General features: G+C 58.5%; 10 protein-coding genes and 1 tRNA gene. All 11 read right to left on the bottom strand.

From position 1 onward, the window contains the following. Positions 1–9 precede the first annotated feature (9 nt). Complete coding sequence (locus tag LVE68_RS17740; protein WP_232941785.1) at positions 10–1,770, bottom strand: hypothetical protein; 1,761 nt, start codon at positions 1,768–1,770, stop codon at positions 10–12. An 18-nt stretch (positions 1,771–1,788) separates the two neighbouring features. Next, on the bottom strand, positions 1,789–3,264 hold the full coding sequence (locus tag LVE68_RS17735; RefSeq protein WP_232941783.1) for a hypothetical protein: 1,476 nt from the start codon (positions 3,262–3,264) through the stop codon (positions 1,789–1,791). A 3-nt stretch (positions 3,265–3,267) separates the two neighbouring features. Further along, positions 3,268–4,389 carry a restriction endonuclease subunit S gene (locus LVE68_RS17730; protein WP_232941781.1) on the bottom strand — a complete coding sequence of 374 codons (1,122 nt, stop codon included), beginning with the start codon at positions 4,387–4,389 and terminating at the stop codon, positions 3,268–3,270. Between the two features lie 11 nt (positions 4,390–4,400). Next, complete coding sequence (locus LVE68_RS17725; RefSeq protein WP_232941779.1) at positions 4,401–5,975, bottom strand: type I restriction-modification system subunit M; 1,575 nt, start codon at positions 5,973–5,975, stop codon at positions 4,401–4,403. 54 nt (positions 5,976–6,029) lie between these two features. After that, a complete protein-coding gene (locus LVE68_RS17720; protein WP_232941777.1) occupies positions 6,030–9,434 on the bottom strand; it encodes a DEAD/DEAH box helicase family protein in 3,405 nt (1,134 codons plus the stop codon). Between the two features lie 49 nt (positions 9,435–9,483). Continuing rightward, entirely contained in the window at positions 9,484–10,971 is a 1,488-nt protein-coding gene (locus LVE68_RS17715) for a sigma-54 interaction domain-containing protein (protein ID WP_232941775.1), read from the bottom strand. 323 nt (positions 10,972–11,294) lie between these two features. Further along, positions 11,295–11,371, bottom strand: a tRNA-Pro gene (locus LVE68_RS17710). A 150-nt stretch (positions 11,372–11,521) separates the two neighbouring features. Next, positions 11,522–11,878, bottom strand: coding sequence for a MerR family transcriptional regulator (locus LVE68_RS17705; protein ID WP_232941773.1), 357 nt, complete (start codon positions 11,876–11,878; stop codon positions 11,522–11,524). Continuing rightward, positions 11,856–12,164, bottom strand: coding sequence for an integration host factor subunit alpha (ihfA, locus tag LVE68_RS17700; RefSeq protein WP_232941771.1), 309 nt, complete (start codon positions 12,162–12,164; stop codon positions 11,856–11,858). The genes LVE68_RS17705 and ihfA overlap by 23 nt, the downstream gene beginning before the upstream one ends. A gap of 151 nt (positions 12,165–12,315) precedes the next feature. After that, a complete protein-coding gene (pheT, locus tag LVE68_RS17695) occupies positions 12,316–14,691 on the bottom strand; it encodes a phenylalanine--tRNA ligase subunit beta (RefSeq protein WP_232941769.1) in 2,376 nt (791 codons plus the stop codon). A gap of 110 nt (positions 14,692–14,801) precedes the next feature. After that, on the bottom strand, positions 14,802–15,815 hold the full coding sequence (gene pheS / locus LVE68_RS17690; protein ID WP_232941767.1) for a phenylalanine--tRNA ligase subunit alpha: 1,014 nt from the start codon (positions 15,813–15,815) through the stop codon (positions 14,802–14,804). Positions 15,816–16,048 lie beyond the last annotated feature (233 nt).

Below are 16,048 nucleotides of genomic sequence, written 5' to 3'. Positions count from 1 at the left end.
AAACGACGCTTATCCTTTCGTATAGTAGCCATCCAGCGTTGGGGGTACCTTCACATCGCCAGCAGTAACCCGGGCTACTCCCCCCTGGTCGATAATGCGTTTGCGTGCCCCCCCGAGGGAAACAGCAATTCGCGGATAATCGCTCTCCAGATCCGGATATTCATCTTCCAGCCACTCAGGAAAACCTCTGGACTGCACCAATTTCAGCTCCGTGCCATTCACGTCTACTGTTCCCTGCGCTAGGGCTTTGACCATTGGCAGGGTGGCACCACCGCCGGTGAGCGCCAAAGCCAGAACGCCGTTTGGCGCCCCCTTGATGAAGCTGGCATCGACGCGTTTCAGGATACGATCACGACAGGCCTTCAGTGATTCACCGAACCGGGTGACCTGCTCGAGAGATAGGAATTCCTCCTGAGTGATCGTCACCAGGTCATCATTGAACAGACGAACGGAGACCTCGCCATCGAGGAAAAGGCGTTCCTTGTAATCACGCAGGTCGAGCTCCAAGTTACCGACAATATTACGCCACTGTGGATGCTCGGAATTGACCCCCGCCTTCCTTAAAATTAGCCCCCGTAACAGGCCATCGAGATAATTACCGGCCTCGGTGATACCCTCAGCGGAGTTGTCGACCTCATAGGCGACGCTCTTGCCGGTCTCCTGGTCAAATCTCATGCGGTACAGGCTGAAGTCGCTGGTGCCGGCCCCTACATCCACCACCATCACCAGGGCATCCACCCGCTTTTTCCAGCTCATGATGGCCCCGGCCACGCCCAGCGGCTCGGTAATGGATTCCTGGATAAATGGGTAGGCGCGTTTGGCCGAGCGCAGTTGAGCAACTGCTGCCATGAAGTCTGCTAACGGTATACCGTCCTGCAGGGTACGGAAAAAGGTATCCGCGAGCACCTGAGCGTCTCCCAGCATGTATTTCAGCAACGGCGCGACATCCCGGGCCTTGGCCCCCTGGAAACAGGGCATGGCAAAGCGGCGGTGAAGATTGCGGGGCTCACCTTCTTCCTCCAGGCAATGGTTGACAGTCCACGTCAGGTACATCAGGTAGGCCAGTACCATATCGCCATAGGTGATATCGATGTCAGTAGGGTTGAACGTCGGCGATACCTTGCTGTTCAGCCCATCTCCCTCCACAGAGAGATAGTGCTTGATGTTATCCAGGCGCTTGCGCCCGTTTTCGAGTACAGAGCGCTTCACGGCCATCTGACCGAACCACAGCAAGCCCTCTCCGTCGATGAATACCGACGACACCAGCATGGTTTCGCTGATTTCCTCCTGATCCCCCGGAACACCAAGATTCAGGACCTGAATATCCTCATAGTCCCGGTCCGCGCTGTCATCCCGGACCAGGGTGACTTTTGACATGGCCGTGCCAAAATCCAGGCACAGGCGACGGTCCCTGGCCGGTTCCTCCAGGTCGAGAACGCTGGTATCGATCTCAATCGGTGAGGCCACGTGTTCCAGCATCTCGGAAACGGGCTCAGGCTCGCTGGTCGCTTCGGTAACCGGCTCCTGCGGCGGGTCAAAGGTGGGGACTGGCTTTAATGGCTGGGGCGGAATGGAAGGCTGTGGTGCAGGAGGCGATTGAGGCATGGCACTGCTGGAGGCCGTGCCGCCATCCAAGGCGACCAGCGCCGACTGGAGAGCGGTCACCTCGTCATCGGTGAGAGTACCGCGCAGTTCGTAACAGTCTTCATCCACCTGCCGGATTCGCTTCAACAGGTTTTTCAGCAGGATCTTTGCCTCAATTGCTTCCACAGTCTTTACTCCTTTTTATTATTCTGCCGGTGAAACACGGGGTTTCACGAGCACTTTTATTTTTCCGCCAAACTCTTTCTGAATTCCGTCACGCTCGACACGAACCCGGCTGATACCCAGCTGATGGCCACCCAGCATGTCCTGTTCCAGAGGGTTGTAGCGCAGAACCTCTCCTTTCAGATTCATGTGCCTGAGCTTGCGCATGGTTGCCAGCTGCCGGGCCGCAAGGGCAATTTCGGTATAACTCCCTGCAGCTTTTTTCACAGTTTCCGCCAGCGGCGGGTCGGAAATCTCGAGGAAGGGCACCACAGCCCGCTCCAGCTTTTCCATAACACTTTTGCTGTCCTCCACATTGATCAGCAAAGACCCGATCTGCTGGTCCTCCGAGTTCCCAACCCGGTGCTCTGCGGCGCGCTGGCTCTCGGCGACTTTGCCGCCCTGCTCCCACCAGGCCCGGGTTTCCTGGTTAAGATCCCGAGCATCCGCGAAGTGGGCAGTGATGGCCGGCATCACCTGGGCGCGGGAATGGTAGGCGGTGCAGAGCACCTGCATGAGCTCCTTGTCCTGTGTGTTCTGCCGTGCCAGTACCAGGGCTGCCTCTTTCAGCGCGGTGCGCACCTTGGGCAGATTTTTGGACTGCCGCAGGATCTCACTCCAGACATCGCGCCCGAAGGACGTGCGCGCCCGCTCGAGCATGACATAGGTGGGCGCCAGCAGTGCGTAAGAGAAGCGCAACTCGATGATGCGCAACAGCATGGCCAGGGCGTCGTCGAAAATATCAACCAGAGTGTCTTCTGCGGCATCTTTCTTGCTGGTCTGGAGCAACGCAGCAAACCAGTCGGCCAGGGCCAAACCGGCATCGCTGCCGACATCCCCCTCCCACTTGCGAACTTCCTCACTGGCAGCGCTGGTGATCCGGCGGATACGCTTGTAGCGCGTGTCGTCGTTGGGGATCGCACGCAGGGCATCCAGAGCCGGCAAGCTCTGCTGCCAGTAGTCAGACAATGAGCCCGCCTCACGCAGGGCCGTTCCCAGCAGCAGGCGGCGGGCCTTTTCCGCGGTATCGATCGCAACCGACTGCTCGTTGCAATACTCCCCCAGCCAAGGGGCTTTCAGCGCACTGACTGTCAGTGCCGCGTAATATTTTTCATCACCGTCCGCCAGGTCTTCAACAGAGAGCGGTTTCTCCTCGAAGAGCTCACCAATACGGGCAAAGACCACACCATCACGGCCACGAGCCACAGCAGATAGACGACCGAGGGCTGCAGCAGCAATCAGCCGGTTCTCGGCATCATCACCATCATCAATCTGACCGAGATCCACCACGGCATCACAGGCCAGCGACAGGTTATCACCCTTGATCAGCGCCTGGATCCGCTGATTGGCCATCACTCGGGTCAGAAAGCTGTTAAGCTGGCGCAGGTCATCCGCCTCACGGATGTAGTCCAGCTGGGCATCCAGGCTGCCCATCATTTTTTCTTGCTCTTTGTCCACCGGCTATAGCTCCCCACTAAAAGCTTTCTGACTGAGGCTTTGAAATAAGTCACCAGCCATCTCTAAAGCGCTATTTTGCATAGCCTTTGAACCACGTAGCGTTCGTGAAATCTCAACAAATCTATCGAGATCAGGCTTAGGCGGAATGACAACCTTAAGAGGAGCCAAATCTTTTTTGTTCAGCTGAGGCACTGAGCTACCACTTGAAATTGTTTTCAAGTCCAGCAGTTGGAACCAGAAATATAGATACTCCAGAGGAATAGACTCGCCTGGGATTACACCCATCAAGTTAGGATCGAGAACTGCTGAAACCTTGGTGATTCTCTTTTTGTTTGTCCCGATAGCTCCACCTCTCTTCGGGAAAACAATTGTTCCCTCCGGGACTAGAGCGTTGGCCTTCTTATATGTCTTCGCCCATTTTCGCGGACGAACCAAATAATATTCATTACCTAAAGCATTCATATCTCCAACTTTGAACGCAGCAACGCCCTCATCTTGACCGTCATATTCTTCCGTATTTGGCAGTGCCGAACCTGCCACAAATGTTGAGATCGATTCCAAACTTTTTAACGGAAGTTTCTTAGGGTTTAAAACTGGATCACCAAACATATCCAGAAATACCGACCGCAGAAATTCATCAGCGAGCGCGATGGCCTGCTGACGCTTGCGATGGATCACATCAGCTTTATCGAGGATGTCAGCTATCCTTTTTTGTTCCTCTATTGGCGGGACCGGAACTACATTTTTTTTCAAAAACTTGAAATGCCGACTATATCCCGCCGCTTCGATCCTCAAGCTACTTAGATAGTAATACAAAAACTTCTTATCAAGATTTACTTTTGGCTCTAATAATTTCGCTCCGTCTGCCCCCAAACAAAATTCTTCTTCGATAAATTTGAAGACTCTTGTGTGATCACCAAAAACGATCGCGGGAAGGCTTACATCAGTTTTTAATCGCCTATCATCCGCGTAGCCACCAAATAGCGATTGCCCTTGGTCTACGATCGGAATACATCCCTGAGACAGATACTCACTTCTGGGAATTTTCACATTACGCGAAGTTGAATCTTTGACGGCCTCAGTGAAAGATAGGACTTGCCAGTGTGAAGGAAATTCACCATACATATGAACCCCAGTCACAGCATTTTCTCCAATGCTTTCAGTTCGGCAGCTATCTCACTCTCTAATCCCAGAAGGCGTGTAATGATCTCGCTAGGCGGATCATACTGCTCCTGCTTATGTACAACTTTTTGATAAGAGCTTACGGAAAGATCATATTTGTTGGCAGCCAGCTCTTCCCTGCTCACCCAGAAACAGGTTTTGGTGTGGTCATTTTCTTCAGTGTTGGCAATGGACTTGTCCCGCTGACGATAAGCTTCCAGCACCTTAGGCAGGTCCCCCGCAAACTTGAGCGGTCGGCCAGCATCGTCCTTGTACAGCGGCGCGCGCTTATCATCGAGGGAAAACCCATCATCCTTCACGTCGTAGAACCACACGTGGTCGGTCTCCCCGCCCTTGGTAAACAGCAGGATTGCAGTAGCGACACCTGCATAGGGCTTGAACACGCCACTGGGGAGGTTGATGACTCCATCCAGCTGGTTATCCTCAATCAGCAACTCGCGCAGCTTCTGGTGCGCTTTCGAGGAGCCGAACAGCACCCCCTGGGGCACTACAGTGGCACTGCGACCACCGGTCTTGAGCATGCGCAGGATCTGGGCCACAAACAGCAGCTCGGTTTTCTTGGTTTTCACCATACGCAGGATAGCGGGGTTGATGGTGTCCTCATCCAGCTGGCCAGTGAACGGCGGATTGGCGAGGATGAGGTTGAAGGCGTCCTTTTCCTGCTGCGGGTAGCGATCGGCAAAACTCTGCGCCAGGGAGTCCTGGTAGTGGATATCCGGGTCGCGGGCGCCGTGCATGTACAGGTTCATGGCCGCGATGCGCAGCATGGTGCTGTCAAAATCGAAGCCGTGCAGCATGCGGGTCTCGATGTGCTCGCGGTCCTCCGCGCTCAGGCGGTTGCCGGTGTAGGTCCGCTGCACAAAGCTGCCCAGCTCGTCCTCCTGCACCTCCTCGACCACGGCATCCTCGTCGGTGTACTTCTCCAGCAGGTATTCAAGCGCTCCGACCAGGAAGCCTGCGGTGCCGACAGAAGGATCGGCGATGACGTCCGAGGCCTCCGGATCCGTCAGCTCCACCATCAGGCGGATAATGTGGCGCGGGGTGCGGAACTGGCCGTTGATGCCGGCGGTATTGAGCTTGCTCAGCAGGTATTCGTAGAGATCGCCCTTGGCATCCCCCGCTTCCAGCGGCAGTGCACTGACCATCTCCACCGCCTTGGTGAGCAGGGAGGGCTTCTCGATGGCCAGCCGGGCATCCTTCATGTAATCGCCGAAGCGGATGTCACTGGTGTGCTCGCGGAAGTGCTTGAACACACCGTCGCGCACCAGCGCCATGAGCTTGTCCGGATCGCCCTCGTGGCAGAAGTTGGACCAGCGCAGGTGCTGCTGCTCATCAGTAAAGCGGCGCTTGAACGTGTACTTGGCACTGCGCGACGCGCGCTTCTCATCGCGGCTCTCATTGATGTCCAGCATGCGCGCGAACATCAGAAAGGTAATCTGTTCGATTACCGTCAATGGGTTCGAGATACCACCCTGCCAGAATTCCAGCCAGAGCCTGTCGACCTTGCCTTTGAGTTCACCTGTGATCATGTTTACTTCCTGATCAATTAATCATTGAATTTGTCAGTTACTGTTACAGTGCCGTCACGGGGCCGCCGCGCCGCCATCCATCTCTGGCGGTGCGCCGAAGCTCTCGATGAGGGCGATCAGATCATCCACCTGGGCCTCTATGTTGAACAAAGTGTCCGGGTCACCGATCCGTGCCAGTGTTCCCTCGTAGAGACTGTCGACCTCGATGGCCCCGTTGCGGCCGATCTCGCGCTTCAGTTCCGCGAGGAATGCCGTCTGGCGCGAGTCCAGCGAAGGATACTTCTGAATGAACTGCGCAAAGCGCTGGTTCACGGCCTCCACGTCCATACCGACGATGGAGCGCAAGATCTGCTCCATGGGTGCCGCGGAATCATAGAAGCCTTTCAGAACATCAAGATCCAGCTCCTGGTGGCGGGTGTGCATCAGCGCGTTGAGGCTGTCGAGCTCTTCGGGGCTCACCGGTTGGCCGTCGCGGATTTTCTGCAGGGTCGGATTGTCATCAAACAATTCCTTGAGGGCCGCCTCTACCCGCGCCCGGTACGCGCGCATATCAACCGCCGCCAGGTGCGTGGTCTGTTCCTCGCGCTGTTCTTCACCATCCTTGATATCGATCACCGGGACCTCGCGGCCGCCGGGATCATCTTTCTCCTTGTAGGCCATCACACTGCGCAATGACTCGCGCATCTCCTCCAGCTCCTCCAGGGACGCACTGGACCACCACGCCGGCTCCCGGCATTGCTTGATCTCTGCCGCCTTCGCCTTGACCTGGTTGAGGTTCATCCGCAGCTGCCAGAGCTGGCCAATGGCTTCACCGACGAGGTCATCAAAGCGGCCGGTATTTTTCAGCTTTTCCTGCTGAATCCGGCTGACGAGAGAATCCCAGTGATAGGCATCACTGTGCCCCCGAACATCGAGCCACTTCATCAGCGGCGCTATCTCGGCTTCCAGCAGGGTCACGGTCGCCGGACTGAACTGGCGCAGCGTGTCCAGGTCGGACATCTGGCGCTTGACTTTCCACTTCTCGCGGACTGCCAGAGAGTTTTCATCCAGGCTGTTGATGGTTTTGTGCAGCCACTGGACGATAGTGTCACAGAAATCGACTTCTGCATGTTTCGACGCCGTTTTCGCCAACGCAAGGCGCTCATCAAACAAGCGCTGCATCAGCGACTTGCTCTGGCTTACGGTGACTTCCCGGCGTTTCATGCCGTGGTATTCGACCACGCCCCAGTGATCGAAAATCTGGAAGTGCGTTTTGTGCTTGCCTTCGCCAAACAGGTCCTTGCAGAGGCGGGTCCCGCGGCCAACCATCTGCCAGAACTTGACCGGCGACTTCACCGGTCGCGCGAACACGAGGTTGAGGATCTCCGGCACATCAATGCCGGTGTCCAGCATATCGACCGAGATGGCAATAGTGAGCTGGTCGTTGGTGCCATCGCCCTTGAAGTCGTCAATCAATGATTCGGCGCGCGGGTCGTAATTGTCGATCACCTGACAGAAGCGGCCGCCGTACATCGGCCACTCTTCATTGAAAATTCCCTCGAGCAACTTAGCGTGATTGTGGTTGCGGGCAAAAATGATGGTTTTCCCCAGAGTCTGCTCGTCCGCCTGGCGCAGGCCGTTTTCCATCAGGTTTTGGAGAATCTTGCGATTGGTGTCCTTGTTATAGATCGCGCGATCGATGTCCTTGCCATCAAAGTCCAACATGTTGGGGTCGATGCCCTGGTCCTCCAGCTCTGCCACCTCTTCAGGACTGAGCGCATGCCCCTTGATGCCATCACGCAGGAACTTGGTGGTGTGCTTCACGACTTCATAGGGCACCAGGTAACCTTCGGAGATCGCGGTTTCGAGGTCATAGTTGCTGGTGGGGTCCCCAAGGTCACAATCGAACATCCGACAGGTTGAGCGGCTGACCATCTCCACTGGCGTTGCCGTCAGGCCCAGCTGCAAGGCGTCAAAGTAGCGAAAAATATCGCCATAGATGTTGTAAATACTGCGATGGGACTCATCGGCAATAATCAGGTCGAAAAAACCGGGGTCGAACTTGGCAAAATTCTTCATCATTGTCGGGTAGGTCGCGACAAAGATACGATTCTGCGTGTCCTCCACGCTCTTGCTGGTCAAGACGGTAATGGGGGCAGAGAGAAACTCGCTATACGCATTCTTGGCCTGCTTGCGCAGTTCACGACGGTCACACAGGAACAGGATGCGCTTACCCCACCCCGCCTGCATGATGACGTCAGAGATTGCAATCGACAGACGCGTCTTGCCGGTTCCAGTCGCCTGCACAGCTAGCGCCTTGCGTTGACGAGTCTCGAAGCGTTCACAGATGCGCTTCAGCGCCTCGTGCTGGTAGAGACGGTCACCCAATATTTCTGGCTTCGGCGATACCGTGTTAAGTGGCTGCCGCTCCGTGCGCTGGCGGATCTGATGCTGCAGGCTCGTCTTGGTGTAGAAGCCAAAGAGCTTGCGCGGCGGATAGTTCTGGGCGGGATGGTCGTCCCAGATCCAGATATCGTGGCCATTGGTGTAGAAAATGACTGGTCGCTGGCCATGCATCTTCTCCAGGCCATCGGCATAGTGCCTGGCTTGATGACGCCCCTTCTCGGCATTTTCCGCAGTCTTCTTTGCCTCGATGACCGCAAGGGGTTTGCCGTTGTCATCCCAGAGAATGTAATCGGCATACCCTTCACCGCTCGGGGTCGGCTGATGCTGGATTCTGTTCAGCTCTTTGTGGGCACCGATATCCAGGGTTACCTGGTCCCGGTTTTCGAGATCCCACCCTTGCTGGGCCAATTGTGAATCAATCAGGTGCTTGCGGGTGGTGGCCTCATCAAACTTGAGGTCCGCCGCAACCTGCTGCCCCTTCTGTAACGCCTCCTGCTGGAGCTGCTCGGCCTCTGCTGCGGTTTTTTCCAGTTGGGTTGCGCGCTCACGCTCGGCATCCAGCTCGGCAAGCAAGGCCTGCATGCGTGCTTCCTGTTGCGCGTACTGCTGTAACAGCGCCTTGCGCTCCTTCTTGTATTCTGCCTTGGCAGACTTGGGGGGCTCGGGCAGCTCAAACGGCTGAAGGCTGGACACATCGCCATCCCCGTGGGTGGCATAGATCCAGCGCGCCAGATCGTGAGCCTCCCTCAGTAGCCACTGGGCACTCTGGGCAGAGACCTTGTCACCATGTGCAGCCTTGTTCCCGTGGATTCGGATAGCGTGAAACTTGTCCAGTACTACCTTAGGCGTCACCGCCTCGAAGGCATCGTTGGACAGCATTTCCATGAATTTCGCCATCTGCGGCCGCGGGAGCCTGAGCGCGCGGTACACGATATCGACGGACCGCTCGGCGAAATTACGCAGCTTGGTCAAAGCACTCTGGGGGTCACTTTGGACATACTGCTCGGCAAAGCCGCCGATACTGGCCAACTCCGGCCAGCTTTCCCGTAAGAACTCGAAGTTTTGCGATTTCATATAAAATTTTCTATCCATACCACTCTATTTGCGAATGGCGTGCCAACTTTCACTTAAGGCCCAATTTTTCCATTATGTTGGTTAGCGTCTGGTAGTTTTTGAGGCCAAGCAAAGACGCCGCACGGGTCTTCTTCCCTTGTGCTGAATCCATGGCCCGGGGAATATAGTGGCGCCAGACCTCATCGATAATCCCTTGAATATCAACACCTTGGGAAATATCGCGCCCCAATAGGCCCACCTCCCGCTCAGGCATCTGGAACAACGCCTCACGCAGATCGTCAGCCTCGATGGTATCTCCGGTGCTCCAAAGCGCCGCCCGTAATAGCGTCGAGTGCAGCTCGCGCACGTTACCCCGCCAGGGGCGCCCGAGGATAAGGTTTTTTGCGGAAACAGAAAGTTTTTTACCCTCCAGGTGAGAATCCTGACTCCCGAGGGAATCCAGTATCCGCGCAGCTAACAGCCCGAGATCCCCCTGACGCTCCCGCAGGGGCGGCAGGCGCAGCACACCTACGGCGACGCGGTAAAACAAGTCTTCTCGGAAAACGCCCTCGGACACCGCCTGCAACAGATCTCGGTTTGTCGCAGCCACTATTCGGACATCCACCCTACACTCTTGCCGCCCTCCCACCGGGATGAAGGTGCCGTCCTGTAGTACGCGCAACAGGCGAACCTGTACTGCCGGATCCAGCTCGCCGAACTCGTCCAGGAACAGCGTGCCGCCATGCGCTTGCTGGAAGACCCCGTCGCGGTCAGAAGTAGCGCCGGTGAACGCGCCTTTCTTGTGGCCAAAAAGAATGGAGTCGATTAGCTCGGGCGGGAAGGCTCCACAGTTGACCGCCACGAAAGAGCGGCTTGCTCGGCCACTGGCATTGTGTATAGCGCGGGCAAATAGCTCCTTACCGGTGCCGGATTCCCCGCAGATCAGGACGGGAACCTCTCTGGCCGCCAGAATCGTCGCCTGAGCCTTAAGACGCTGCATGCGGGGGTTCTGAGTGACGATGTCATCAAAGGCGGCGTTGGCTGGGACGCTGGCTGTCGCCAGCTCGCTGATCCCCCGCGAGTCCACACTGCCCGCTGTTGGCACGTACTCGGCGGCAATCTCGAACGGAATCTCAACCTTTTGCACCCCCTCTTCCATGGAGGACTGCCAGAAAGTCACTGGGAAGCGCGTCTTGCCAAGCAGGATCCACACCGCCTGCATGGCGGGGGTGCCCGGGCTGAGAAGAATATTCAGCTCAGGGGCGCCCGGCAGATTTGCAAGTGTATCCAAGGCGTCATTGGCAACGCCGTAGATCTCAGCAAAATTTACTGGAGAGGAGAGGTCGGCCTTATGTACGCAAACGGCAGTGTCAGTACGGGCCTTCAGCCAGCTTAAATATTCCTCAACTTCGCCGCCCGGATAATTACTCAGGAGCTCGACACGGTCGAATGCGTGAGCGGCCAGCGTTGAAGCAATAGGCCCGATACGCCGCTCGTCTTCAGATTGACTCGCGGCCAGATCCTGCCCCCCGATCCAGCTGATTAAAATCTGCTCCAAAAAGCACCTTCTTTATTTTTTACGGACGTTTTCAGGTGCTGTTCCCTAGCTTTAGATCCCTGTAAGCCCCCATCTCAGGACAACCTGTGATAGTAATCACATTTGCGTCGTCTTTATACCCTGTCGGCGCCAGAGCGAATTACATCGAATTACATCGATTAAGGCCAGGCTCTTATAAAAATCGCAAGGGTGAATTTGGCTTCGCTGCAACCCTTCACCCATCTCCACGGACTTGTTTCGGAAAGGCGCATGTCAAACAACTGACATCTGGAAAAGCAGACACAAAAAAGCCCGCTAAAAAGCGGGCTTTTTTGTTCAAATAATGGTCGGAGTGGCCGGATTTGAACCGACGACCACCACACCCCCAGTGTGGTGCGCTACCAGGCTGCGCTACACTCCGACTGAGTGTGAAACCAGGCGCCCAGATGACTCTAAGTGCTTGATTTCAAAGGGGCATCGCATTGCGATGAGGCGCAAATCATACATTGTTGGGCGGGGAATGCAAGCCCGGATTTGCGCCTTTCGGGCCGCCCTGCCCCGGCGGGCGGGATCAGGTTTCCAGGAGCGTTAACACCCCCTCCAGCTCGGCGATCACCTGCGGCAGTACCTGCTGCAGCTGTACCTTCTCCGCCTGCTGGCTGCCGGCTTCCATCTGGTGGCGGGCGCCGCCGATGGTGTAGCCCTCCTCGTACAGGAGTGCGCGGATCTGGCGGATCAGGAGGACGTCCTGGTGTTGGTAGTAGCGGCGGTTGCCACGGCGCTTGACCGGGCTGAGCTGGGGGAATTCCTGTTCCCAGTAGCGCAGTACATGTGGCTTGACCGCGCAGAGCTCGCTGACCTCTCCAATGGTGAAATAGCGCTTGCCCGGGATAACAGGCAGTTCGCTATTGTTGCTCGCTTCCAGCATCTTCTTCTACTCGTGCCTTAAGTTTTTGTCCCGGCTTGAAGGTCACCACCCTGCGTGCAGAAATGGGGATCTCCTCGCCGGTCTTGGGGTTCCGTCCCGGGCGTGGGCTTTTGTCGCGAAGGTCGAAATTGCCGAAGCCGGACAGCTTTACCTGCTCGTTACTCTCGAGCGCATTGCGGATCTCCTCGAAAAAGTATTCGACGATCTCCTTTGCCTCACGCTTGTTGAAGCCCAGCTCTTCGTACAGTTTTTCGGCGAGCCCGGCCTTGGTCAGTGCCTCTGTCATTGGTTCCTACCAACAGATTCAGAGGCGTCAGTCCCGGATCGGAAGCGGCCCAAACCGCGGCGGCTTTCAACCCGGGAGCTGACGCTCTCGGGGTGCCTTAACCCGTAGTACCACCGGGCTAAACCGCTTGCACCCCGAGCGGAGCCGGGGGTCAGCGCAAGCTGGCGTTATATTTTTGTTCTAGCTGCTTAACCACTGCGTCAACCGCGGCAGTGATTTCTTCGTCATTAAGGGTGCGCGACGGATGCTGAAAGGTCAAGCCCATAGCGACACTTTTTCTATTGAAATCAATGCCTTCGCCCTGATAGACGTCAAAAATCTTGAGGTCCGTCAACATTTCGCCGGCGGTCTCGGCAGCAGTTTCCACCAGATTGGCGGCCTGAACATCGGCGTCGATCAGCAGGGCCAGGTCGCGGCGCACGGCCGGGAAGCGTGACAGCGGGTTGAATGCCGGCAGACGGGCCTCGCCGATGGCGTCCAGGTCCAGCTCGAACACGAAGGCTGCCTTGGGCAGGTCCAGCTGCTTCTGCAGCTGCGGGTGCAGGGCACCCAGCACACCCACTTCGCGGTCGCCGCGCAGGATGCGGGCACACTGCCCCGGGTGCAGTGCCGGGTGCTCACCGGCCACAAAGCGGAACTCGTCGGCGGCGTTGGTCTCTGCCAGCAGGGCCTCGACGTCGGCCTTGATGTCGTAGAAGTCCACCCAGTCCTTGCCACCGGTCCAGCTCTCCGCCTGGCGGGTACCGTAGACCAGGCCGGCGAGCATCGGCTGCTGCTGCAGGTCAGCACCAGGCACGAATCGCAGGCCGGTCTCGAACAGGCGCACGCGCTCCTGCTGGCGGTTCAGGTTGTACTGCAGTGCCTTGCACAGGCCCGGGATCAGCGAGGTGCGCATTACCGCCAGGTCGGCGCTGATCGGATTCTGCAGTGCCACCGGCTCGGCCTTGGGGTCGAACAGGGCCGCGGACTCGCGATCGATAAAGCTGAAGGTGATGGCCTCGTGGTAGCCGCGCGCCAGCAGGGTCTGCTCCAGGGCGGTGCCGTCCAGCTCCACCTCGTGCTCGGGCAGGATATCCAGCGCGGCGCTGAAGCTGATGCTGGGGATACGGTTGTAGCCGTACACCCGCGCCAGCTCTTCCAGCAGGTCGGCCTCGATGGCCAGGTCGAAGCGGAAGCTGGGGGCCAGGAAGGTCCAGCCGGCGTCGTCCTGGTCGATCTTCTCCAGGCCCAGGCGGGTGAGGATATCGATGATCTCGTCATCGGCGATCTGCACGCCCAGGCCGCTCTCGACCCGCGCGCGGCGCAGGGTAATGTGGCGCTCGGCGGGCATGGCGTCGTTCAGTTCACGCAGGTGTACCGGGCCCGGCTCGCCGCCGACGATGTCCAGCAGCAGCTGCGTGGCGCGCTCAACGGCTTTCTCCTGCAGGCGGTAGTCCACGCCGCGCTCGAAGCGGTGCGAGGAGTCGGTGTGCAGGCCGTAGGAACGGGCCTTGCCGGCGATGGCCAGCGGGCTGAAGAAGGCGCTCTCCAGGAAGATGTCGCGGGTCTGGCCGGTTACGGAGGACTCCTCGCCCCCCATGATGCCGGCCATGGCCAGCGGCTTGCTGTCGTCGGTGATCAGCAGGGTGCTGTCGTTCAGGGTCACTTCCTGGCCGTCCAGCAGGGTCAGCTTCTCGCCCTGCTCTGCCATGCGCACCTTGATGCCGCCGTCCAGCTTCGCCAGGTCGAAGGCGTGCATGGGCTGGCCCAGCTCCAGCAGGACATAGTTGGTGACGTCCACCACCGGGTCGATGCTGCGCAGGCCGGCGCGGCGCAGGCGCTCCTGCATCCACAGCGGGGTGGTGGCGCCGACGTCGATATTGCGGATCACCCGGCCCACGTAGCGCGGGCAGGCGTCGCCGGCCATCAGGGACACCGGCAGGCTGTCGTCGATGGTGGCGGCCACCGGCTCGATGGCCGGGCCCTCCACCGGGCAGCGGTTGAGCACGCCCACTTCACGGGCGATACCGGCGATCCCCAGGCAGTCGGAACGGTTGGGGGTCAGGTCCACCTCAATGGCCACGTCGTCCAGTTGCAGGTATTCCCGCAGGTCGGTGCCGGTGGGGGCATCGGCGGGCAGCTCCCAGATGCCGTCGCTGTCTTCACCCAGTTCCAGCTCGGTCTGGGCACACAGCATGCCGAAGCTCTCCACACCGCGGAGCTTGGCTTTCTTGATCTTGAAGTCGCCGGGCAGCTTGGCGCCCACCAGCGCGAACGGGATCTTGATGCCGGCGCGGGCATTGGGGGCGCCGCACACCACCTGCATTTCGCCCTCCGGGTGGCCGGCCACGGTGCAGACCCGCAGCTTGTCGGCGTCCGGGTGCTGTTCGCAGGCGAGGATCTCGCCCACCACCACGCCGGTGAAGTCCCCGGCCACCGGCTCGATGCCGTCCACTTCCAGGCCGGCCATGGTGACCTGGTCGGCCAGTTCCTGCGCGGAGAGTTGCGGGTTTACCCATTCCCGCAGCCATGCATTGCTGAATTTCATAGTCGTTCTCTGTCCGAATTCTGTTTTGCTGTCTGTTCTTCGTTCTGGTTCCCGATCTCTGGTCGCGGCCAGCGGCCGCTCCTACGGGTGGGCCGGGAGTAAAGCCCCGGTCAGAACTGCTTGAGGAAGCGCAGGTCGTTGTCGAAGAACAGGCGCAGGTCGTTGACGCCGTAGCGCAGCATGGCCAGGCGCTCCACGCCCATGCCGAAGGCAAAGCCGGTGTACTCGTCGCTGTCGATGTTGCAGGAGGCGAATACGTTCGGGTGCACCATGCCGCAGCCCATGACTTCCAGCCAGCCGGTGCCGGAGCAGACGCGGCAGCCCTCGCCGCCACAGGCGGTGCACTGGATGTCCACCTCGGCGGAGGGCTCGGTGAACGGGAAGTAGGACGGGCGGAAACGCACCGGCACGTCGGCCTCGAAAAAGGCCTTCAGGAACTGGTCCACGCAGCCTTTCAGGTGCGCGAAGCTGACGCCCTTGTCCACCACCAGGCCTTCCACCTGGTGGAACATGGGGGAGTGGGTCACGTCCGAGTCGCAGCGATAGACGCGGCCCGGGCAGATAATACGGATCGGCGGCGCCGCCTTCTCCATGGTGCGGATCTGCACCGGAGAGGTGTGGGTGCGCAGCACGGTGGACGGGTCGATGTAAAAGGTGTCGTGCATCGCCCGCGCCGGGTGGTGCGCGGGAATATTGAGCGCCTCGAAGTTGTGGTAGTCGTCCTCGATCTCCGGGCCCTCTTCCACGGCAAAGCCCAGGCGCACGAACAGTTTCTCAATGCGGCGCAGGGTACGGGTTACCGGGTGGGCGTTGCCGGGCTCTTCACCGCGGCCCGGCAGGGTCACGTCGATGGTCTCCGCGGCCAGCTTGGCATTGATGGCGGCCTCTTCCAGCGCAGCGCGGCGGGCGTTGATCTGCTCCTGCACCTGCTGCTTGGCCTCGTTGATCTTGGCACCGGCGGCGGGGCGTTCCTCGGCGGAAAGCTTGCCCAGGCCCTTCAGCAGCGCGGTCAGCTGGCCCTTCTTGCCCAGGTAATCGACGCGCACCTGGTCCAGCCCGGCCAGGTCTTCAGCCTTGGCCACGGCGTCCAGCGCCTGTTCGGTGAGGGACTGCAAATCTTGCATTGAATCGTTCCCGTTTGACTTCAATTTTTCTTCGTAAGCAACTGCCCTGCGCCCCGTGAAGGATAGGCGACGCGCGGGTGATTATATCCATGTATGTGGACAATCTCGCCGGCCTGGTACTCACCAGTGGAGATCAGCCGGCAAAAAAATAGGGGAGGGCCATAACAGCCCTCCCCTACTTTGTCGGGTACCTGGAAGATCGCAATGCGATCCTTTCAGTACCCTCGTCTTAT

Source organism: Microbulbifer sp. YPW16, assembly GCF_021290385.1.
Classification (GTDB): Bacteria; Pseudomonadota; Gammaproteobacteria; order Pseudomonadales; family Cellvibrionaceae; genus Microbulbifer; species Microbulbifer zhoushanensis.
Note: the sequence above shows the minus strand (reverse complement) of the source record. Positions and strands in the feature narration are given on the sequence as shown.

Coding starts and splice junctions, on each gene's coding strand:
- LVE68_RS17730 (WP_232941781.1), bottom strand. CDS start 4,389: ATGTATGGTGAATTTCCTTCACACTGGCAAGTCCTATCTTTCACTGAG.
- LVE68_RS17725 (WP_232941779.1), bottom strand. CDS start 5,975: ATGATCACAGGTGAACTCAAAGGCAAGGTCGACAGGCTCTGGCTGGAA.
- LVE68_RS17720 (WP_232941777.1), bottom strand. CDS start 9,434: ATGAAATCGCAAAACTTCGAGTTCTTACGGGAAAGCTGGCCGGAGTTG.
- LVE68_RS17705 (WP_232941773.1), bottom strand. CDS start 11,878: ATGCTGGAAGCGAGCAACAATAGCGAACTGCCTGTTATCCCGGGCAAG.
- ihfA (WP_232941771.1), bottom strand. CDS start 12,164: ATGACAGAGGCACTGACCAAGGCCGGGCTCGCCGAAAAACTGTACGAA.
- pheT (WP_232941769.1), bottom strand. CDS start 14,691: ATGAAATTCAGCAATGCATGGCTGCGGGAATGGGTAAACCCGCAACTC.
- pheS (WP_232941767.1), bottom strand. CDS start 15,815: ATGCAAGATTTGCAGTCCCTCACCGAACAGGCGCTGGACGCCGTGGCC.